The sequence below is a fragment of the Streptomyces sp. NPDC059852 genome (assembly GCF_042731455.1).
Lineage (GTDB): Bacteria > Actinomycetota > Actinomycetes > Streptomycetales > Streptomycetaceae > Streptomyces.
Genome location: NZ_JBHWJK010000038.1, coordinates 30454 through 50254, shown reverse-complemented (window position 1 = coordinate 50254; position 19801 = coordinate 30454). Strand labels below are relative to the sequence as shown.

Below are 19801 nucleotides of genomic sequence, written 5' to 3'. Positions count from 1 at the left end.
GGCTACCGGCCCGCCGCGCCCGCCCCGAGGGCTCCGCGCTGCGGCCGGATGCCCTCCGGTACGGCACGGGCGCGGGCCGGGGTGCCGGTCCAGCAGGTGCCGCGGCGGGACAGCAGACGGCCCAGCCACAGTTCGAGGGAGACCAGGTCGGCCAGGCCGTCCAAAGGCAGCGGCTCGCCCTCGGCGGCGGAGCGCAGGGCCTTGCGGACCACCCGCGCCTCGACCAGCCCCGCCTGGGCGAGCAGCGGGCTTCCGAAGAGGTCCATCAGGGGTTCGGCGGCCACCCTGAGTCCGGTCCGGGCCGCCACCGCCGCCGGTGCGTGCGAGGGGGCGCCCCAACCGGGCGGGAGGTCGGCCACGCCGGCGCCCTCCAGGACCGTGCGCAGGATCGAGGCGCGGGCGCCGGGCTGGACACGCAGGGCCTCCGGCAGGGCCCGGCAGGCGCGGACGACCTGGTTGTCGAGGAACGGGGTGTGCAGCCGCTGGGAGCGGATCTCGGCGGCCTGCTCCAGGACACGGATGTCGGCGGCGTGCCGGGCGAGGGCCGCCCGCGCGCGGTAGTCGCCGGGGCGCTGGCCGGGGCCGATGCCGTTGCGGCCCGTCGCCGTCTGGAGGCGAACCGATACTTCTGCCAGTGCCTCGCCGGTCAGCCAGCGGGCCGCCGGCCCGGGTCTCGCCCAGGTGAGCGCGGCGAGCGAGGCGCCCACCGCGCCGCCCGGCTCCTCGAAGCGGTGATCCATCAGACGGGCGGCCAGGGTCTCCAGGCCCGCGCGGTACGGGGTGCGGGCGAGCTTGCGGGCCGCGCCGTACACGCGCGCGGGGACCAGCACCGAGCCGTCGGCCTTGGTCAGGGCGGCGACCGGACGGACGAGGTGGCGGCGCTTGCGGTCCATCAGGAGGTCGGCGAGGCGGGCCGGATGGGCGTCCAGGACCTGCCGGGCGCCGTAGCCGGTGAAGTGGTCCGCGCTGCCGGACGCCAGGCGGGCGCGGTGCCGGGCCGCCGTCACCAGGCTGGGCCCCGGCTCGTCCGTGAGCGGTCCGTCCAGGTCGGCGTAGGGCAGGGTGTCGTCGCCGCCCGCCACCACGACGTGGTGCAGACGGGGGTTGGCCGCGAGGGCGCCGGCCCGCTCCAGCTCGGCCTCGCGGCCGCCGACGGCCAGGTCGTTGAAGGTGACCGCCAGCAGGCGCTCGCCCGCGCCGGTGCCGTGTCCCAGGACGGTGCCCGGCATACCGGGCAGGCCGGCGGCGAGCAGGGCCAGGGTGCCCGAGGCGGGCCCGCCGGACAGGTCGGCGCCGATGCCGGGGACGGGCATCCCGCGCGCGGCGCGCCGCTCGGCCGGGCCCATACCCGGTACCGGCCCCGGGTCGATGTCCGGCACATGGCGGGGCGCGGACAGACGCGCGCGTACGGCGTCCACCAGCGCGTCGCGTACGGCGTCCACCGCGCTGTCGGGGTCGGCGGGCGGTGCCGCCACCGCGAGCGAGGCGACGGGTTCGTACCCGGCGATCTCACGCGCCCCGGCGCGCAGGATCAGCGCATGCCCGGGCGGGATGCGCCGTACGCCGTCGTACGGGGTGGAGTCGTGCACCGCGGCCGGTACGTCGGGGGCGGCGAGCAGCGCCGCAAGGTGCCCGAAGTCGAGGTTGGCCTCGATGAGGTCGGCGAGCGGCAGGGCGGCGGTCGCGTAGGCGGTGCCGCCGGCCCAGGGCGTGTAGAAGACGGGCCGGGCGCCCGCGAGGTCGCCGCACACCGTGACCCGGCGGCCGACCTGCACGACGGCGGTGTAGCTGCCGGGCCAGGCCGTCAGATGGCGCAGTGCGCCCCCGCGCGCGGCGAACAGCCCGAGGCGCAGCTGCTCGTCGCTGGCTCCGCAGGTGCCGAGGACGGCGATGCGGTTCTGGGCGTCGGCCTTGACCACGCGCACCTCGTCGGGGCGCCAGTCGCCGACCGCCCACAGCGGGTCCGGGTCGCCCCACAGGAGCTGCGAGCCCACCGGGTGCACGGTCTCGCCGTCCGGCCCGGTGGCGCCGGCGGAGCCGATCCCGGCGGCCACCGCGGCGGTGCTGCTCCATCCCACCAACCACCGCATCGACGCCTCCACAGGCTGTGGACAACCAGGTGCACGGTATGAACCGGGTCACCATGCTGCCATGAAGGAGGCGCGCCGGAGCGGCGACGTAGCCGCTCGGCGTCGTCGAATGCGCCCTCGCCCGCGCCCCCCAGCCGGGTCGCGCACGACCTCAACTGCCGTACCCGGGCGGGCGATCGGGCGCGTGACCGGGGCGGATCGGCCATCATCCGCGACCTGAATGCGCCCCCGGTACGCTCCCTGAAAACGCCGTTCGCGCCCTCAACTGCCGTGGTGAGAGCGGAAATCCTTCGCGTCAGGCAGGGGCGATTTTCGGCCGAATCGGCGCTGTAGGGGCAGGCTTACGCACACTCCGTGCAACCCCTGCGGACTACGCGCCGTGCTCGTCGCGCGCGCAGTCCGGGGAACGGAGTGCGCCCCCCGGACCGTTCCGCCGCCCGCGGGGATGGAGGCGGCGGAATCCCCCAGCCCACTGGATCCAGTACAGCGGGCCGACCCACGCGAGATCCATGGAACCGCTCCCCCGGTGGCCGGAGAAGAGCGCACATGCGGGCGCACGGCCACACAGCGGGAGCACGGCACAACTGTGCGTAGGGGGTGCGCACTTGAGTGCGGACCACAATCCCGCCATCCGGAAGAATGCCCCTTAACGCTTGGGATGCGGCGAACTACGCTGGGTTTACGAATGCCGCACGGTTATGCCAGGGCGGCAGCCGTCTGTGTCGAGGGGTGGCGCATGTCCAGGGAGCAACGCGGGCCGAACGAGAAACTCGGCGCCGTTCTCGCCCTCGCGGGAATCAGCAACGCCGGCCTCGCGCGGCGCGTCAACGACCTTGGCGCCCAGCGGGGACTGACACTTCGCTACGACAAGACGTCGGTGGCGCGCTGGGTGTCGAAGGGCATGGTGCCGCAGGGCGCCGCGCCGCACCTGATCGCCGCCGCGATCGGCCAGAAACTCGGCCGCCCGGTGCCGCTCCACGAGATCGGCCTGGCGGACGCGGACCCCGCGCCGGAGGTGGGCCTCGCCTTCCCCCGGGACGTAGGACAGGCGGTGAAGTCGGCGACGGAGCTCTACCGTCTCGACCTCGCCGGACGCCGCGCCGGTTCCGGCGGCATCTGGCAGTCCCTGGCCGGCTCGTTCGCGGTGAGCGCGTACGCGACCCCCGCGTCCCGGTGGCTGATAACACCGGCCGACTCGTCGGTCGCCCGCGAGGTGAGCCCGTCGGAGGGCTCCGGGGCACCGCTCAAAGTCGGCCACAGCGATGTGCAGAAGCTCCGCGAGGCCGCCGAGGACGCCAGACGCTGGGACTCCAAGTACGGGGGCGGTGACTGGCGTTCGTCCATGGTGCCCGAGTGCTTACGGGTGGAGGCGGCCCCGCTGCTGCTCGGCTCGTACTCCGACGAAGTGGGCCGCGCCCTGTTCGGCGCCTCCGCCGAACTCACCCGGCTCGCGGGCTGGATGGCCTTCGACACCGGTCAGCAGGAGGCCGCGCAGCGGTACTACATCCAGGCGCTGCGCCTCGCCCGCGCGGCGGCCGACGTGCCGCTCGGCGGGTACGTGCTGGCGTCGATGTCCCTCCAGGCCACCTACCGGGGCTTCGGCGACGAGGGCGTCGACCTCGCGCAGGCCGCCTTGGAGCGCAACCGCGGCCTCGCCACGGCCCGCACCATGAGCTTCTTCCGCCTGGTCGAGGCCCGCGCCCACGCGCGGGCGGGCGACGCGCAGGCGGCCGGCGCCGCCCTCAAGGCGGCCGAGGGCTGGCTGGAGCGCTCCCGGGAGGGCGACCACGACCCGTCCTGGCTCGGCTTCTACTCCTATGACCGCTTCTGCGCGGACGCCGCCGAGTGCTACCGGGACCTGAAGGCGCCCCGCCAGGTGCGCAGGTTCACCGAGCAGGCCCTGTCGAAGCCGACGGAGGAGTTCGTGCGCTCGCACGGGCTGCGGCTCGTCGTGTCGGCGGTCGCCGAGCTGGAGTCGGGGAACCTCGACGCGGCGTGCGAGCAGGGCGTGCGGGCGGTGGAGGTCGCCGGGCGGATATCGTCCGCGCGCACCACCGAGTACGTGAAGGACCTGCTGCACCGCCTGGAGCCGTACGGCGACGAGCCGAGGGTGGTCGAGCTGCGGGAGCGGGCCCGCCCGCTGCTGATGACCCCCGCCTGAGCGGCCCATGGCACCCACGGGGCGCGCCTCCCGGGTTCGACCGCGCTGTCGGTGGGGCAGGGCATCATCGGAACCGGGAGGTGGTGCGGGTGCGGGCGCTCGCTCTGGACTGTGACGTGCTCGTGGTCGGCGGCGGCATCGTCGGGCTGGCCACGGCGTACGCGGTCACGCGTGCCGCACCGGGCACCCGGGTGACCGTGCTGGAGAAGGAGCCCGGCCCGGCCCGCCACCAGACGGGACGCAACAGCGGGGTGATCCACAGCGGCGTCTACTACCGCCCCGGCTCCCTCAAGGCCCGGTACGCGGTCGGGGGCGCCGCCGAGATGGTCAAGTTCTGCGCGGAGTACGGCGTCGCGCACGCGGTGACCGGCAAGCTGATCGTCGCCACCGGGCGCGAGGAGCTGCCCCGGCTGCACGCCCTGGCCCAGCGCGGCCGGGAGAACGGCATCGCGGTGCGCGAGCTGGGCGCCGCGCAGATCGCGGAGCACGAGCCCGAGGTGCGGGGCCTGGCCGCCCTCCATGTGCCGACGACCGGCGTCTGCGACTTCGCCGGGGTGGCCCGCCGGCTGGCGGAGGCGTCCGGCGCCGAGATCCGCTACGGCGCCCGCGTCGAGCGCGTGGACCGCAGGCCCTCGCGGGGGGTGGCCGTGCGCACCGCGCGCGGGGACGTCGTACGCGGCCGCGTCCTGGTGAACTGCGCGGGGCTGCACTGCGACGAGGTGGCCCGGCTGACCGGGGACGACCCGGAGGCGCGGATCGTGCCGTTCCGGGGCGAGTACTACACGCTGCAGCGGCCCGAGCTGGTGCGCGGCCTGGTGTACCCGGTGCCGGACCCGGCGTTCCCGTTCCTCGGCGTGCACCTGACGCGCGGCATCGACGACAGCGTGCACATCGGGCCGAACGCCGTCCCCGCGCTGGCCCGCGAGGGCTACCGCTGGGGCGTCGTACGGCCCCGGGAGGTCGGCACGACCCTGGCGTGGCCCGGCGCGTGGCGCATGGCCCGGCGGCACTGGCGGTACGGGGCGGGTGAGCTGCACCGGTCGCTGTCCAAGGCGGCGTTCACGGACGCGGTGCGCCGGCTGCTGCCCGCCGTGGAGCCTGGCGACCTGGTGCCGGCGGCGGCCGGGGTCCGGGCCCAGGCGGTCCTGCGGGACGGCTCGCTGGTCGACGACTTCCTGATCCGGGAGGGCCCGCGCGCGGTCCATGTCCTGAACGCGCCGAGCCCGGCGGCGACGGCCTCCCTGCCCATCGGACGCGAGGTGGCCCGCCGGGCGCTGGCGGCGCTGGCGACCGCCTGAGCGGGCCGCGACGGAGAAGGCCGCTGCCCCGGAGCCGGGCCCACGGCCCGGGGGACCGGCGCCGCCGAGCACGTAAAATCGACGCACTGTGTCTGATTCCCGCAACGCCCCCGAAGCCGCACCGCCCGGTGCCCCCGCCTCCGCCGGCGCCCCCGGCGAGCCGGGCGCCCACACCCCCGGTGTCCCCGTCCGGCACACCCGGACCAAGGGGGAGCCGCGGTTCCCCGACGGGCCCAAGGCCGACCCGGCCGGATCGCACTTCGAGCGGCGGATCCGCAGCTTCCAGCCCCGGCGCAGCCGGGTCACCGCCGGGCAGGCGGACGCGTTGCAGCGGCTGTGGCCGAAGTGGGGCCTCGACATCGACGGGCAGCGCGTCATCGACCTGCCCGAACTCTTCGGGAACGACCGCCCGGTCGTGCTGGAGATCGGGTTCGGCATGGGCGAGGCGACCGCGCAGATGGCCGCCGCCGACCCGGAAAGCAACATCCTCGCCGTCGACGTGCACACCCCCGGCCAGGGGAACCTGCTCAACCTCGCCGAGCACCACGGCCTGCGCAACATCCGCGTCGGCAACGGCGACGCCATCATCCTGCTGCGCGAGATGCTCGCGCCGGACTCGCTCGACGGGCTGCGCGTCTACTTCCCGGACCCCTGGCCGAAGAAGCGGCACCACAAGCGGCGCCTCATCCAGCCCGCGTTCCTGGACCTGGCCGCGACCCGGCTGAAGCCCGGCGCGCTGGTGCACTGCGCCACCGACTGGGAGCCGTACGCCGAGCAGATGCTCGAGGTGCTGACGGCCCACCCGGACTTCGAGAACACACGGCCCGACGGCGGTTTCGCGCCGCGTCCCGAGCACCGGCCGCTGACCCGTTTCGAGGGCCAGGGACTGGACAAGGGTCATGTGGTGAACGACCTGCTCTTCCGCCGCGTACAGCGGTAGGAGCAGCGGGCCGGCAGCACCTCCGGGAACAGCACGAGAACACCCGCAGCCCCACCGACAGCAGCCCCTCACCGGCGCCCCGGCACCCCCGCGCCGCTGCGGGCGGCGCCCCCGTCTCGTTAGGGTCGATGCCGTGGCCGACTGCCCTCCGTACCCGACGCGTCCCCCCGCCCCCGCCGGCGGCGTGCTGCGGCACGCGCACTGGTGGCAGCGGCGCTGGGTCCCCTACGCCGGGCTCAGCACCCTGCTGGCCCTGTCCGGGCTGGTCATCCTGGCCCTGGTGCGCGAGCAGACCGGCACGGAGGGCTTCCTGGTCGGGCTCGGTCTCGCGGTCCTGCCGGTCCCGCTGCTCGTCGCGTCCTTCCGCTGGCTGGACCGGGTCGAGCCGGGCCCCTGGCGCAACCTGGTGTTCTCCTTCGCCTGGGGCGCCTGCGCGGCGGCGCTCATAGCCATCGTGGCGAACAGTTTCGCCACCCGCTGGATAGCGACCGCGACCGCCGACCCGTCCCACGCGGACACCCTGGGCGCGACGGTCATAGCGCCCGTCGTGGAGGAGACGGCGAAGGCGGCGGCCGTCCTGCTGCTCTTCCTCTTCCGCCGCCGCGACTTCAGCGGGCTCCTGGACGGTGTGGTGATCGCCGGGGTCACCGCCACCGGGTTCGCCTTCACCGAGAACGTCCTCTACCTCGGCACCGCCTTCGGCACCGACCAGCTGTCCGGCGACAGCGGCATCGCGTCGGTGACCGCGGCGACCTTCTTCGTCCGCGTCGTCATGTCGCCCTTCGCGCACCCCCTGTTCACCGTGCTCACCGGCATCGGCTTCGGCGCCGCCGCGCTGTCCGGGGAGCGCCAGCGGGTGCGCCGCGTGCTGCTGCCGCTGTCCGGGCTGCTGCTGGCGATGGGCATGCACGCCCTGTGGAACGGCTCGTCGACGTTCGGCGACTTCGGGTTCTTCGCCGTGTACGCGGCGTTCATGGTGCCCGCGTTCGGGCTGCTGGTCTGGCTGGTGCTGTGGACGCGGTACCGCGAGCTGCGGACCGTGCGCGAGGAGCTGCCGGCCTACGCCGTGGCCGGATGGCTGTCCCCGGCCGAGCCGTTCGCGCTGGGCTCGATGCGGGACCGCCGGGTGGCCCGGCAGTACGCCCGCCGCCACGCGGGACGCCCCGCGGCCCGGGCGGTCGCCCAGTACGAGGCGTACGCCACCTCGCTGGCGTTCCTGAGGCGCCGGGGCCGCCGGGGCCGGGCCGGCGCCGACTACGTGGTCCGCGAGGGCGAGTTGCTGAACGAGCTGTGGCGACGCCGCGCGTGGGCCCGCCCGGCCCTGGAGCACGCGCTCGCCGCGAAGAGCCGGCCGGTCCTCGCGTACGCGCCGCCCCAGGTGCCGGGCGCCTGGTGGCCGCAGCCGTACGCCCCGCACGGGCACGCCCCCGGTGCACCGGCGGCCCCGGCCTGGAACCCGTACCAGGTCTGACGGCTCAGGCGGACGCCTCCGTGAGCCGGCGCAGCTCGTCGTCCGTCAGGGTCAGCTCGGCCACTCCGAGCAGGGCCGGCAGCTGTTCCGGGGTGCGGGCGGAGGCGATGGGGGCGACGACCGTCGGGCGGGACGCCAGCCAGGCCAGGGCCACCGTGGCGACCGGCACGCCGTGCGCGGCGGCCGCCTCGTCCAGCGCGGCCAGCACCCGCCGCCCCCGCTCGGTCTCCGCGTGCCGCCCGGCGCCCTGCGCACGCGGGCTGTCCACGGCCGCGCCGGGACGGTACTTGCCGGTGAGGAAGCCCGCCGCGAGCGCGTAGTACGGCACCGCGGCGAGGTTCTCCCGTTCGGCGAGGTCCTGGAGGGCGCCCTCGTAGGTGTCCCGGGAGACCAGGTTGTAGTGGGGCTGGAGCGCCACGTACCGGGCCAGGCCCTCGCGGTCGGAGAAGGCGAGGGAGGCCGCCAGCCGCTCGGCGGAGATGTTGGACGCGGCGATGTGCCGGACCTTGCCGGCCTTCACCAGCTCGTCCAGGGCGCCGACGATCTCCTCGACCGGCACCTCGGGCTTGTCGAAGTGCGTGTAGTAGAGGTCGATGCGGTCGGTGCCGAGGCGGCGCAGCGAGGCGTCGGCGGCGGCCTTGATGGTGGCCGCGTTCAGGCCCTGGAAGTCGGGGTGCTGGCTGACCTTGGTGGCGATCACGACGTCGTCCCGGTTGCCGCGTGCCTTGAGCCAGTTGCCGATGACGGTCTCCGACTCGCCGCCCGCGTTGCCCTCGACCCACGCCGAGTACGAGTCGGCCGTGTCGAGGAAGTTGCCGCCGGCCGCCGTGTAGGCGTCGAGGACGGCGAAGGAGTGGGCCTCGTCGGCGGTCCACCCGAAGACGTTGCCGCCGAGGCAGAGCGGGGAGACCTCGAGGTCGGAGGAGCCGAGTGTGCGCAGTGCGGTCATGCAAGGGAACAACGACGGTGGCGGTACCGCCGATTCCGCTCCCGGGATGAATTCCCTGTGAAGGGGGCGGGCCGGCGCACCGAGGACCGGCAGCCCTGACGTCGGGGGGTCGTCGTCAGGACCGCCGGGGATCAGGTGGGGAGGGTGCTCAGGGGGTGAGGCCCTTGCCGCGCAGCCAGGCCAGCGGGTCGATGCCGCTCGCGCTGCCGTCGGGGTGCACCTCGAGGTGCAGATGGGCGCCGGTCACGTTGCCCGTGGCGCCGACACGGCCGATGACGTCACCGGTGTTGACCTTCTGGCCGACGCTGACGCTGATCGAGGACTGGTGGGCGAACCAGATCTCGGTGCCGTCGTCCAGGGTCAGCTCGGTCTTGTAGCCGTAGGAGCCGTCCCAGCCGGCGAAGGTGATCGTGCCGGAGTGGACGGCCTTGATCAGGGTGCCGGTCGGCGCGGCGAAGTCGAGGCCCGTGTGGTGCCCGGACGACCAGTAGGCGCCGGCCTCACCGAAGGTGGAGGTCAGGGTGTACGAGGAGGTCGGCAGCGTGTACTGCTTGGCCAGCTCGGCGAGGCGCTCGGCCTCGGCCTTCTTGCGGGCCTCCTCCTCGGCGGCGGCCTTCGCCTCGGCGGCCTTCTCCTTGGCCTCCTTCTCCGCCTTGGCGGCCGCCTCGGCGACCTCCTTCTCGGCGGCGGCGACGGCGGCCTCGGCGGCCTTGCTGTCGACCTGGTCCTGCTGGAACTCGGCCTGGGCGATGATCCGGCTGCGCAGCGCCTCACCGGCGTCGGAGCCGCTCTGCGGGGTCTCCTGGCCGGTCTCGCCCATGGTGCTGAGGGCGGTGGCGGTGTCGTCCGCGGCGGAGTCGTCGCCGGAGATCAGGGGCAGGTCGGGCAGGGTGATGGCGACCGGCGGCTTGCCGCTCTGCGCGGTGGCCATGCCGCCCGCGCCGACGGCCGCTATGACGCCGACGCCGAGAACCGTGGAGCTGCGGGCGAGTCCCCCGCCGCGCTGCTTGGAGACGCGGTGCCTGCCTCGGACGGGACGGAGGGAGTCCGCGGTGGGGTTCCACTCCTCGAAGGGGCCGTCGTCGGTGCGGTCGTAGCCGAAGGTGTCGGCGGTGCGCTGACCGGGTACGAACGAGGCATGCGGGGCAGGACGGTTCGACGCCACGTGGGCGTACTCCTTTCCTTCCTTCTCGCCTACCGGGTTAGCTGACGGGTTCGGAGCAGGAAGGTCTCCTACGCGCGTATACGTACCGTGATGTCACGGTGGTATCCGCGCGATTCACCCCAAGGTGGTGGTTCCCCGGTTCCTTGGCAGGATTCGGCGCGTGCGCACGGAGCCGCCTCTTGTGACGGCTGGGACGACCGCGCTGCGTTATCGAACGTTAATAGACGCGGGGTACGGATTCCAAGCCGTTCCCCTTGATCATTAACGATTTCCGCCGGGACTTACGGGCCATGAGCGGTCCAAATCGGGCGAGTTGACGCCCACGAGACACCCTCACGATTGCTGACAGTGTGTCAGTTGTTATGCGGAGGGGGTTCGCGCGATCACGTACCGTGAGAACCGGTGAAGGCGTCCCGCGAGCCTGACGGGGGCCGGAAAACACTCAGGGCCGGAACTGATGAGTTCCGGCCCTGAGCCTTCAGTAGCGGGGACAGGATTTGAACCTGCGACCTCTGGGTTATGAGCCCAGCGAGCTACCGAGCTGCTCCACCCCGCGTCGATGTGTCCATAGTACGCCATCACCGGGGCCCGCCGCACACGCCTTTCCGCAGGCCCCGGTCGCGCGGGCCTCGCCGGGCGGGTGTCAGGGCGCCAGGTGGGCGTTGGGGGCCGCCGCCCGGGCCGCGTACTCGGGCAGCACCAGGACGTCCACGCCCGCGGCGGCGAGCATCCCGCTGCCGTCGGCGTCCGTCACGAAGGTGTCCGGCTCGCGCCAGGCCGTCACCACCCGGCGCACCCCGGCCGCCAGGATCAGCCGGGCGCAGGGCGTCGGCCGGGAGGCGCGGTGCGTGCAGGGCTCCAGGCTGCTGTAGACCGTGGCGCCGGCCAGCCTCGGGTCGCCGGGCGCGATCTTGGCGAGGGCCGCCTCCTCGGCGTGCACGACGGGGTCGCCGGCCTCCCGGGAGTGGCCCCGCGCCAACTCGGTGCCGTCCGCGGCGACCACGACCGCGCCGACGCTGAACGCGGTGGGCGAGGGCGGGCACTCGGCGGCCAGGTCGCACGCCAGGGCCAGCCAGTGCCGGTCGGCGGCGGCCGGGAGGACACCCGTGCCGGGCGCGGTCGGCTCGTAGCGCATCAGCACCACGTCCTCGATGCGCCGGGTCTCCACGAGCCTCAGCCGGCCCTCCTGGTATCCGCCGGGCCCGAAGAGCCGGGGCGCCCGGGGGTCGCCCACGAACAGCGGCGCGAGGACGAGCTGCAGCTCGTCGGCGAGCCCCTGGCGCAGCAGCTGCGTGTGGACGGTGCCGCCGCCCTCGACCATCAGCCGCTCGACGCCACGCACCTCGCGCAGATGCGTCAGCAGGACCCGCCAGTCCAGGTCGTCGCCGAGCGCGACGACATCGGCGGCGACGGGGTCCTCCCGCAGCCGCCGGGCGCCCTTCTCCGTCGTGTAGACGACCTTCTCGCCGCCGGTGTGCCAGAAGTTCGCCGCCGGATCCAGCTCGCCGGACGCGCTGACGGTGACCTTCAGCGGGTACGCGGGCTTGCCCTGGGCGGTGCGGGCGGCGCGGCGCTCGGCCGAGTTCACGAGCAGCCGGGGGTTGTCCGCCCGGATGGTGCCGGCGCCGACGAGGATGGCGTCCACGGAGGCCCGCACCCCGTCGACCCGGTCGAAGTCGGCCGGGCTGGACAGCAGCAGCCGGTCGGGGCCCGTGTCGTCGAGGTAGCCGTCGAGGGAGACGGCGGCGGACAGCAGGACGTAGGGGTACGACGGCATCGGCGCGCTCTCCCGCTCGGCGGATCGGGGCTGGTTTCGGCAGGGCTTGGTTCAAGTTTGAAACAAACCTACACTGGACACATGACGACTCGCTGGCTCACCCCCGAGGAGCAGCGCGCCTGGCGCGCCTACATCGCCGCCGTCGCGCTCGTGGAGGACGCGCTGGACCGGCAGCTCCAGCAGGAGGCCGGCATGCCCCATCTGTATTACTCCATTCTCGCCACCCTGTCCGACGCCCCGGAACGCCGGCTGCGCATGACCGATCTCGCCGAACGGCTGAAGATCACCCGCAGCCGGCTGACGTACGGCGTCTCGCGGCTGGAGAAGGACGGCCTGGTGCGGCGCGAGGACTGCCCCGTGGACAAGCGGGGCAGCGTCGCCGCCCTCACGGACGAGGGGATGCGGCTCCTGGAGCAGGCCGCCCCCGGACATGTGGACACCGTACGGTCGCTGATCTTCGACCGGCTCTCCCCGGAACAGGTCGGACAGCTGGAGGACATCTTCACGGCCATCGGCTCCGGCCTCCAGGGCGACTGCGGCCACGCCACGGGCGACGAGGTGCCGTGGCGCCGGCGCGCGTCCAAGAACTGTTCGTGACACACACCGCCAGGACGGGTGACACGGAGTCATTGCTTCAAAGTTAAAGCACGAGGTAGGGTCACTCTCCCGAGCTGCTTCAAATCTGAAGCAGACAGCCGCACGGAACCCGGAGACCCGCATGCCCGACTCCCTCGCAGCCGCCACCCAGCGCGCCCGTGTCCGGGTCCCGCTGCGCTTCCCCGACGGCTACACCTCCGACGCCGAACTGGTCACCTTCCACGGTCTGACCGACGGCCTGGAACACGTGGCCGTCGTCCTCGGCACCCCCGAGCCCGGCACCACCCCCCTGGTCCGCCTCCACTCCGAGTGCCTGACCGGCGACGTCTTCGGCTCGGCCCGCTGCGACTGCGGCCCCCAACTGCGCGAGGCCGTCGAGCGCATCGCCGAGCGCGGCGGCGTCCTGCTGTACCTGCGCCAGGAGGGCCGCGGCATCGGCCTCTACAACAAGCTGGACGCCTACGCCCTCCAGGACGAGGGCCTCGACACCTACGCCGCCAACGCCGCGCTGGGCCTGCCCGAGGACGCCCGCGACTACACGGCGGCCGCCCAGATGCTGACCGCCCTCGGCATCGGCGAACTGGACCTGCTCTCCAACAACCCCGACAAGGCCGACCAGTTGCGCGCCCTCGGCATCACGGTCCACCACCGCGTCCCCACCGGCGTCTTCGCCACCCCGGACAACGTCCGCTACCTGCGCGCCAAGGTCCTCCAGACCCAGCACACGCTGCCGCTGGGGGATCTGGCGGAGGCGAGCCCGGCGTAAGGGTGCCCGGCCCCTTCACGTCAGAACGGCCCGTCAGGGTCCCGCGATCAGGTCACGGCCTCCGGACGGAGGCGGACCGGATGGCCGGAACAGTCCGCCGTCACGGCGGCGCGGACGGCCGCCGCCAAGAATGCAGGCTGATCGTCCGCACAGGACGTACGACGCGAACGGGAGTCGCCAGTGACCATGGTCGGACTGTTCTGGATCACCACCGACGAGGTGTACGTGGGTGCCCCGCCGGGCACCGACGGCCTCGGTGCCCGGCTGACCGAGAAGGGCGTGGAGGCGGACGGCGCCGGGGTCCACCGGACATGGGCCTGGGAGCAACTGCGCTCGGCCACCGTCGAGGGCGCCCTCGTGCGCAGCGCCTCCCGCCGGCGCCTGACACTGGCCATGGAGGTCGTGCTCACCGCGGCCATGGGCGGCACCGCCGAGCCGGAACCGATGCTGCTGCGCCTCGAAACCGTCACCGGCGTCGAGGAGTTGACCGTGTACGCGTCGGCAGCCGGTGCGTACGAGCAGGAGGAGTTCGACCTCTCCCAGCGTCTCCTGGCCCGGTTCGTCGAGGGCGCCGAGTCCCCCCGCACGCTCATGGCCTGGAGCGGAGAGGCCGGCGACACGAACCTGAAGCCGTCCGAGCGGCGGGCGCTGCTGCGGAAGTGGACGGGCGGATGATCCCGGTCCCGCCCCGGAGCCAGGCCGTTTCGTGGCCGGGAGTTCAACCCGCGTGGCTGGTGGGCGACTTGTACCGTCCTGCGGCATGGGCCCCGGGAGGAACGACGCGGCGCCCGAGCCGGCCGAAACCGACACGGACGCCGCGTGACCGTAGGCCCTGTGGGACTCGAACCCACAACCAATGGATTAAAAGTCCACTGCTCTGCCAATTGAGCTAAGGGCCCAGGCGTGGTGCCACCCCGAGCATAGCCGCACGTGGCCGTCGAGCCGATCGGGTATCGGGGTGACGGCCCTGTCGCCGGGGTGGGCGAGCCCGTCGGGCGGGGCGCCCACGCCCGTGCGCGGGGACGTCGGAAGAGGTCCTTACGGCCTTTCCGTGCCCGTCGCCGGTCAGGTACTCCGGAACGCCGAAGGGCCCGCACGACATGAGTCGTACGGGCCCTTCGGCGATCAGCCGATGTCAGCCGTTGCGCTTCCAGCGCGGCTTGTCGTCACGGCGCCCGAAGGAGGAGCCGGTGCCCCGGTGGTCGTCACGACGGCCGTAGGGACGCTCGTGGCCGCCGGAGCGGAAGCCCGGACGGTCGTCACGGCGGTCACGGTTGAACGGGCGGTCGCTGCCCCGGTGGCCACCGCGCTCGTCACGGCGCTCGAAGGAACGGCCGGCACCGCGGTCGTCACGGCGGAAGCCGCCGCGGTCGTCACGGCGCTCGAACGAACGGCCACCGCGGTCGTCACGGCGGTCACGGTTGAACGGGCGGTCGCCACCCCGGTCGCCCCGGTCGTCGCGACGGAAACCGCCACGGTCGCCGCCGCGGTCGTCACGGCGCTCGAACGAACGGCCACCGCGGTCGTCACGGCGGTCACGGTTGAACGGGCGGTCGCCACCCCGGTCACCGCGGTCGTCGCGACGGAAACCGCCACGGTCGTCACGGCGCTCGAAGCCACGGTCGCGGTCCCGGTCACGGTTGAAGCCACCGCGGTCGTCGCGGCGCTCGAAGGAACGCCCGCCCCGGTCACGGTCGAAGGACCGCTCCCGGTCGCGGTTGAACCCGCCACGGTCACGGCGCTCGTACGGCGCCGGGGCCTCCGCGCGCTCGGCCCGGTCCACGTCCTGCGCGGCCGGCTGCTCGGGCACCGACACCTCGACGGCCTCGACCGCCGCCGCCTGCGCCTCGGCCACCGCGGCCTCCGGGTCGTCCCCGCGCTCACGGGCGACCCGGGCGACCAGACGGTCGGCCTCCTCGCGCAGCTCCGCGGCACGGCGCTGGGCGCGCTCCAGCTGCTTGGTGAGCTGGGCGACCTCACGCTCGGCCTGCTGCGCGGCGTTGCCCGCCGACTCCGCCTGGACCTCGGTCATCGACCGGGCGCCGGTGATCTCGGCGACCTCCGGGTCGAAGGCGGCACCGCCCTGGATGATGTGGCGCGAGGCGTCCACGCCCGCGTCCTCCATCAGACGGAAGATCTGACGCCGCTGGTGCGGCAGGGAGAGGGAGACGACCGTGCCGGTACGGCCGGCACGCGCGGTACGGCCCGCGCGGTGCAGGTAGTCCTTGTGGTCGCCGGCCGGGTCGACGTTCAGCACCAGGTCGATGCCGTCGACGTGGATGCCGCGCGCGGCGACGTCGGTGGCGACGAGCGCGTTGACGTAGCCGTCCTTGAAGTCGGCCAGCGTCCGGGTCCGGGCGCCCTGGGTCATGCCGCCGTGCAGCGCGTCGGCCTTCACACCCGCGTCGCGCAGCTGCTCGGCGATACGGTCGGCGCCCAGCTGGGTGCGCACGAAGATGATCGTGCGGCCCTTGCGGGAGGCGATCGCGGCCGTGACCGGCGCCTTGTCCTTGGGCTTCACGATCAGGATGTGGTGCGACATGGTCGTGACGTTGCCCTGGGCGCTGTCGACCTCGTGCGTGACCGGGTTGCTCAGGTAGCGCTTGACCAGCGTGGAGATCTCGTTCTCCATCGTGGCGGAGAACAGCATCCGCTGGCCGCCCGCCGGGACCTGGTCGAGCAGCTCGGTGACCTCGGGCAGGAAGCCCAGGTCGGACATCTGGTCGGCCTCGTCGAGGACGGCGACCTCGACGTTCTCCAGGGAGCAGGCGCCGCGGTTGATGATGTCGCGCAGCCGGCCCGGGGTGGCGACGAGGACGTCGACGCCACGCTCCAGGGCGTAGATCTGGTTGCCCATGGACGTACCGCCGCAGACGACCTTCATCTTCAGGCCGAGGACGTCGCCGTAGGGCTGGAGGGCGTCCGCCACCTGCATGGCGAGCTCACGGGTCGGGGTCAGGATGACCGCGCGCGGCTTGTGCTTCTCGGTGCGGCCGCCGGACAGGCGCGCCAGCGTCGGCAGGCCGAACGACAGCGTCTTGCCGGAGCCGGTGCGGCCGCGGCCGAGGATGTCCTTGCCGGCCAGGGCGTCCGGGATGGTCGCGGCCTGGATCGGGAAGGGGGTGGTCACGCCGTTCTGCGCGAGCTTGCGCACGACGCCCTCGGGGAGGCCGAGGTCCGCGAAGGTGACCGTGGGGGTCTCCTCGACGACGGGCTCGTTCTCGTCGTTCTCGGGCACGACGACGTGATCAGTACTGGAAATGGACATGCGTATGCGAAACCTTCCGGAGTCTCGTCGGCACGCGCCCGTCAACTCCGTGATTCGCAATAAGACCGCCTCAATGCGGTCAGCCACGGCAAGGGAGAGTACGCGCCACACGGCGCGCTCTGCGGTGGCGCCGGGCAAATGGGATCAAACGATCTACCACCATACGCACCCCTCACCCCCCAAGGCAAACCGACCGTCAACCATGTAGGCAACGTCACTCGCCGCCCACCCCCCACCGGCCCCCGCCCCGCTGTGTCTACACGGGCGCCTGCGCCGCCGGAGCGGGCTCGCGCTGCACCAGCTGCGGTGCCGTCTCCTCGTGCGCCGACGACGACGGCTCGGCCGTCGGCGGCGTGGGCGTCGGCGTCGTCGGGTCCTGCGTCGGCGTGGGGTCGGGCTGCGCCGTCCGGGTGGGCTCCTGATCGGCCGGACGGGTGGGGCCCGGCCCGTCGGTCCGCCCCGGCTGCTCGGGACCGCCCCCGGCCGGCCGCGACGCGCTCGCCCCGGCGGACGGCGAGTCCGACGGCTCGGCCGACTCGCGGCCCTTCTTCCCCCCGCCCTTGCCCTTTCTCTTCCCCCGCTTGCCGTCCACGTCCGTGTGCGGCCCGAACCCGGACCCGGCGCCCGCCCCCGCGGGCCCCCCGTCGGGCGCCTCGCCCCCGCGCTGCCCGGCGGAGTGCGAGGGCTTGGCCTTCCCCCCGCCGCCGTCGTCACCGACGCTCATACAGCCGGCGACGGCGGCCACGGCCACGGCCGTCGCGGCCAGTCGGACAGGTACGTACAGAGGGCGCACGCGAGCCACCTCCAAGGGCGGGCGAAGAAGTCAACCTGCCCAACTCCCCTCGCCCACAAGAGGACACGCGCCCCGTCCACCCCTCACCGGGCCACCCCTCACCCGTACCCGAGGGCATGCAGCCGCTCGTCGTCGATCCCGAAGTGGTGGGCGATCTCATGAACCACGGTCACCTCGGTCTCCTCGACGACCTCCTCCCGCGAGGCGCACATCCGCAGCGTCGGCCCCCGGTAGACGGTGATGCGGTCGGGGAGCACCCCGGCGTACCACTCGCCCCGCTCGGTCAGCGGCGTCCCCTCGTACAGCCCCAGCAGCTCCGGGTCGTCGGCGGGCGGCTCGTCCTCGACGAACACCGCGACGTTGTCCATCAGCCGCGTCAGCTCCGGCGGGATCCGGTCCAGCGCCTCGGCGACCAGTTCCTCGAACTCCTCGCGCGTCATCTCCAGCACAGGCCCATTGTCAGGCACTGCACCGCCCCCGAGGGGCCGCCGGCCGCCCCGCATATCCGGCGACGGACTTGGGCATACGGCACCAATGGCCCGCGTCCCCGCGATCATGAAAGTTCTCGGACACCTCCCCAGGGCACCACGCGCCCTCGCCGACCGCCACGCCGCCCGCCGACCGCGCACCGAACCCGAGCTCGCCGCCCAGCCGCATCCCTGGACGCGCGCCCTCGGTCTCGTCGCCGTCGTCCTCGTCGGCGCCTGGCTCGGCCTGCTCGTCGTCGGGAACGTCCGGGTGCCGGTCGGCCCGATGAACACCACGATGACGCTGCGGCCCTCCCTCACCGGCGGGACGAAGATCAACGTGTCGCCGCTCGGCGCGCTCCAGTTCAGCAGCCACATCGCCCCGGTCCGGCTGGACGTCAACGTCGACCAGCTCGACCCCGAGCGTGCCCAGGCCCTCGTCGACCATCCCGAGCGCCTCTCCGGCCTCCAGGAGGAAGTGACGCAGGACGTCAGCGACGGCACCCTCGACCTCGCCCTGCGCAGTGTCGTCGCCGTCGTCACGGGCGCCACCGCGCTGGGCCTCGTCGTGTACCGGCGCCCGCGCCGCGCCCTGGCCGCCGGCGGGCTCGCCCTCACCCTGCTGGCCGCGTCCGGCGGGACGGCGTACGCGACCTGGAACCCGGAGTCCGTCCTGGAGCCGAAGTTCTCCGGGCTGCTGTCCTCCGCCCCGTCGCTGGTGGGCGACGCGCGCAGCATCGTCACCGAGTTCGACGTCTACCAGAAGGAGTTGGCGCGTCTGGTCACCAATGTGACCAAGCTCTACGACGCCACGTCGACGCTCCCCGCGTACGCCCCGGACCCGAGCACCATCCGTGTCCTGCACGTCTCCGACATCCATCTCAACCCGGCGAGCTGGAAGATCATCGCCTCGCTGGTGGCGCAGTACAAGGTCGACGTGATCGTCGACTCGGGCGACACCATGGACCACGGCACGGCCGCCGAGAACGGCTTCCTCGACCCGATCGAGGACCTCGGCGCCCCCTACGTCTGGGTGCGCGGCAACCACGACTCACGGGTCACCCAGGGCTATCTGGAGGACCTGAAGCACGTCCACGTCCTCGACGACGGCGAGGCCGTGACCCTCCGGGGGCTGCGGTTCGCCGGGGTGGGCGATCCCCAGTTCACCCCCGACCGCTCCCAGGCCCCCGGCGGCGACGCGGCGAACGAGCTCGCGGGCGCCCGGCTCGCCTCCGCCCTGCGCGACCAGAAGGCCGCCGGCACCCCCGTGGACGTGGCGGTCGCCCATGAGCCCGTGGCGGCCCGCCAGACGGACGGCGAGGTCCCGCTGGCCCTGGCCGGTCACATCCACCAGGAGAAGACCGAGGTGCTGCCGTACGGCACCCGGCTGCGGGTCGAGGGCTCCACCGGGGGCAGCGGGCTGCGCGCGGTCGAGGGCAAGCACCCCGACCCCATCCAGACCTCGATCCTCTACTTCGACCGCGACACCCGGCGGCTGCAGGCGTGGGACGAGATCGAACTCGGCGGACTGGGGCTGACCACGGCGGAGGTGCGCCGGCACCTGGTGGAGGAGAACCAGCCGGGCGCCCCGGACGGTGAGAGCGCGTCTCCCAGCGCCGGCCCCAGCGTGAGCCCGTAAACCGTTTTGGCGATACCTCCCGCCATCCCATATGCTTCTCACGTCCCCGACGCGCTGAGAAGCGCCCAGGCGGGCCGATAGCCCTCATCGTCTAGCGGCCTAGGACGCCGCCCTTTCAAGGCGGTAGCACGGGTTCGAATCCCGTTGGGGGCACGCAGTACGGTGTGCGACACTGTTGCACGCATCGCAAGGTCCTGTGGAGCAGTTTGGAGTGCTCGCCACCCTGTCAAGGTGGAGGCCGCGGGTTCAAATCCCGTCAGGACCGCAGTGAAGGTCGCAAGACCCTCACGGCTGGGTAGCTCAGTTGGTACGAGCGATCGCCTGAAAAGCGATAGGTCGCCGGTTCGACCCCGGCCCCAGCCACAGAGGAAGCCCCCGTCGAGTGATCGGCGGGGGCTTCGCCGTGCCCGCCGGGACAGC

General features: G+C 73.4%; 15 protein-coding genes, 5 tRNA genes and 1 riboswitch. Of the genes, 11 read left to right on the top strand and 9 right to left on the bottom strand.

Features of this window, described 5'->3' with window-relative positions; genetic code table 11:
- Positions 1 to 2: 2 nt before the first annotated feature.
- Positions 3 to 2090 carry an asparagine synthase-related protein gene (locus ACFV46_RS31895; RefSeq protein ID WP_283288023.1) on the bottom strand — a complete coding sequence of 696 codons (2088 nt, stop codon included), beginning with the start codon at positions 2088 to 2090 and terminating at the stop codon, positions 3 to 5.
- Positions 2091 to 2826: 736 nt separating this feature from the next.
- On the opposite strand from ACFV46_RS31895, the gene ACFV46_RS31890 reads away from it, so the two are divergent.
- From ACFV46_RS31890 to ACFV46_RS31875, 4 genes are all read left to right on the top strand, one after another.
- Positions 2827 to 4251, top strand: coding sequence for an MFS transporter (locus tag ACFV46_RS31890; protein WP_361928646.1), 1425 nt, complete (start codon positions 2827 to 2829; stop codon positions 4249 to 4251).
- A gap of 89 nt (positions 4252 to 4340) precedes the next feature.
- The gene (gene lhgO, locus ACFV46_RS31885; RefSeq protein ID WP_376729997.1) at positions 4341 to 5549 is read left to right on the top strand and encodes an L-2-hydroxyglutarate oxidase; all 1209 of its coding nucleotides are present in this window, start codon (positions 4341 to 4343) and stop codon (positions 5547 to 5549) included.
- A gap of 88 nt (positions 5550 to 5637) precedes the next feature.
- Positions 5638 to 6489 (top strand): tRNA (guanosine(46)-N7)-methyltransferase TrmB, encoded by an 852-nt coding sequence (trmB, locus tag ACFV46_RS31880; protein WP_376729998.1) that lies wholly within the window; start codon positions 5638 to 5640, stop codon positions 6487 to 6489.
- A 133-nt stretch (positions 6490 to 6622) separates the two neighbouring features.
- Positions 6623 to 7960, top strand: a complete 1338-nt coding sequence (locus ACFV46_RS31875) for a PrsW family intramembrane metalloprotease (protein WP_385500783.1) — start codon at positions 6623 to 6625, stop codon at positions 7958 to 7960.
- A gap of 4 nt (positions 7961 to 7964) precedes the next feature.
- Here ACFV46_RS31875 and ACFV46_RS31870 read toward each other — a convergent pair whose 3' ends face one another.
- The 4 genes from ACFV46_RS31870 to ACFV46_RS31855 form a co-directional block, all read right to left on the bottom strand.
- Complete coding sequence (locus tag ACFV46_RS31870; protein ID WP_385500782.1) at positions 7965 to 8909, bottom strand: aldo/keto reductase; 945 nt, start codon at positions 8907 to 8909, stop codon at positions 7965 to 7967.
- 148 nt (positions 8910 to 9057) lie between these two features.
- A complete protein-coding gene (locus ACFV46_RS31865; protein ID WP_385500781.1) occupies positions 9058 to 10074 on the bottom strand; it encodes a M23 family metallopeptidase in 1017 nt (338 codons plus the stop codon).
- An 11-nt stretch (positions 10075 to 10085) separates the two neighbouring features.
- Positions 10086 to 10243, bottom strand: a riboswitch (cyclic di-AMP (ydaO/yuaA leader).
- Between the two features lie 313 nt (positions 10244 to 10556).
- Positions 10557 to 10630 (bottom strand) — tRNA-Met (locus ACFV46_RS31860).
- Between the two features lie 87 nt (positions 10631 to 10717).
- Complete coding sequence (locus ACFV46_RS31855) at positions 10718 to 11851, bottom strand: dihydrofolate reductase family protein (protein WP_385500780.1); 1134 nt, start codon at positions 11849 to 11851, stop codon at positions 10718 to 10720.
- A gap of 81 nt (positions 11852 to 11932) precedes the next feature.
- Here ACFV46_RS31855 and ACFV46_RS31850 point away from each other — a divergent pair, with 81 nt between their 5' ends.
- The 3 genes from ACFV46_RS31850 (at position 11933) to ACFV46_RS31840 (ending at position 13889) form a co-directional block, all read left to right on the top strand.
- Complete coding sequence (locus ACFV46_RS31850) at positions 11933 to 12448, top strand: MarR family transcriptional regulator (RefSeq protein ID WP_361928627.1); 516 nt, start codon at positions 11933 to 11935, stop codon at positions 12446 to 12448.
- A gap of 121 nt (positions 12449 to 12569) precedes the next feature.
- Positions 12570 to 13214: a GTP cyclohydrolase II gene (gene ribA, locus ACFV46_RS31845; protein WP_385500779.1), complete on the top strand. Its 645-nt coding sequence runs from the start codon at positions 12570 to 12572 to the stop codon at positions 13212 to 13214.
- A gap of 180 nt (positions 13215 to 13394) precedes the next feature.
- Entirely contained in the window at positions 13395 to 13889 is a 495-nt protein-coding gene (locus ACFV46_RS31840) for a hypothetical protein (protein ID WP_385500778.1), read from the top strand.
- A gap of 151 nt (positions 13890 to 14040) precedes the next feature.
- Here the strand turns inward: ACFV46_RS31840 and ACFV46_RS31835 are convergent.
- The 4 genes from ACFV46_RS31835 to ACFV46_RS31820 form a co-directional block, all read right to left on the bottom strand.
- Positions 14041 to 14113, bottom strand: a tRNA-Lys gene (locus tag ACFV46_RS31835).
- Positions 14114 to 14349: 236 nt separating this feature from the next.
- Positions 14350 to 16482 carry a DEAD/DEAH box helicase gene (locus ACFV46_RS31830; RefSeq protein WP_385500777.1) on the bottom strand — a complete coding sequence of 711 codons (2133 nt, stop codon included), beginning with the start codon at positions 16480 to 16482 and terminating at the stop codon, positions 14350 to 14352.
- Between the two features lie 256 nt (positions 16483 to 16738).
- Positions 16739 to 17275 carry a hypothetical protein gene (locus ACFV46_RS31825; RefSeq protein ID WP_385500776.1) on the bottom strand — a complete coding sequence of 179 codons (537 nt, stop codon included), beginning with the start codon at positions 17273 to 17275 and terminating at the stop codon, positions 16739 to 16741.
- A gap of 98 nt (positions 17276 to 17373) precedes the next feature.
- Positions 17374 to 17724, bottom strand: a complete 351-nt coding sequence (locus ACFV46_RS31820) for a metallopeptidase family protein (protein WP_007493488.1) — start codon at positions 17722 to 17724, stop codon at positions 17374 to 17376.
- 85 nt (positions 17725 to 17809) lie between these two features.
- Between ACFV46_RS31820 and ACFV46_RS31815 the strand changes: the two genes are divergently transcribed.
- From ACFV46_RS31815 to ACFV46_RS31800, 4 genes are all read left to right on the top strand, one after another.
- On the top strand, positions 17810 to 19381 hold the full coding sequence (locus ACFV46_RS31815; RefSeq protein ID WP_385500775.1) for a metallophosphoesterase: 1572 nt from the start codon (positions 17810 to 17812) through the stop codon (positions 19379 to 19381).
- Between the two features lie 80 nt (positions 19382 to 19461).
- Positions 19462 to 19534: transfer RNA gene (locus ACFV46_RS31810), tRNA-Glu, on the top strand.
- Between the two features lie 37 nt (positions 19535 to 19571).
- Positions 19572 to 19646, top strand: a tRNA-Asp gene (locus ACFV46_RS31805).
- A 24-nt stretch (positions 19647 to 19670) separates the two neighbouring features.
- A tRNA-Phe gene (locus ACFV46_RS31800) sits at positions 19671 to 19744 on the top strand.
- The last annotated feature ends 57 nt before the right edge of the window (positions 19745 to 19801 follow it).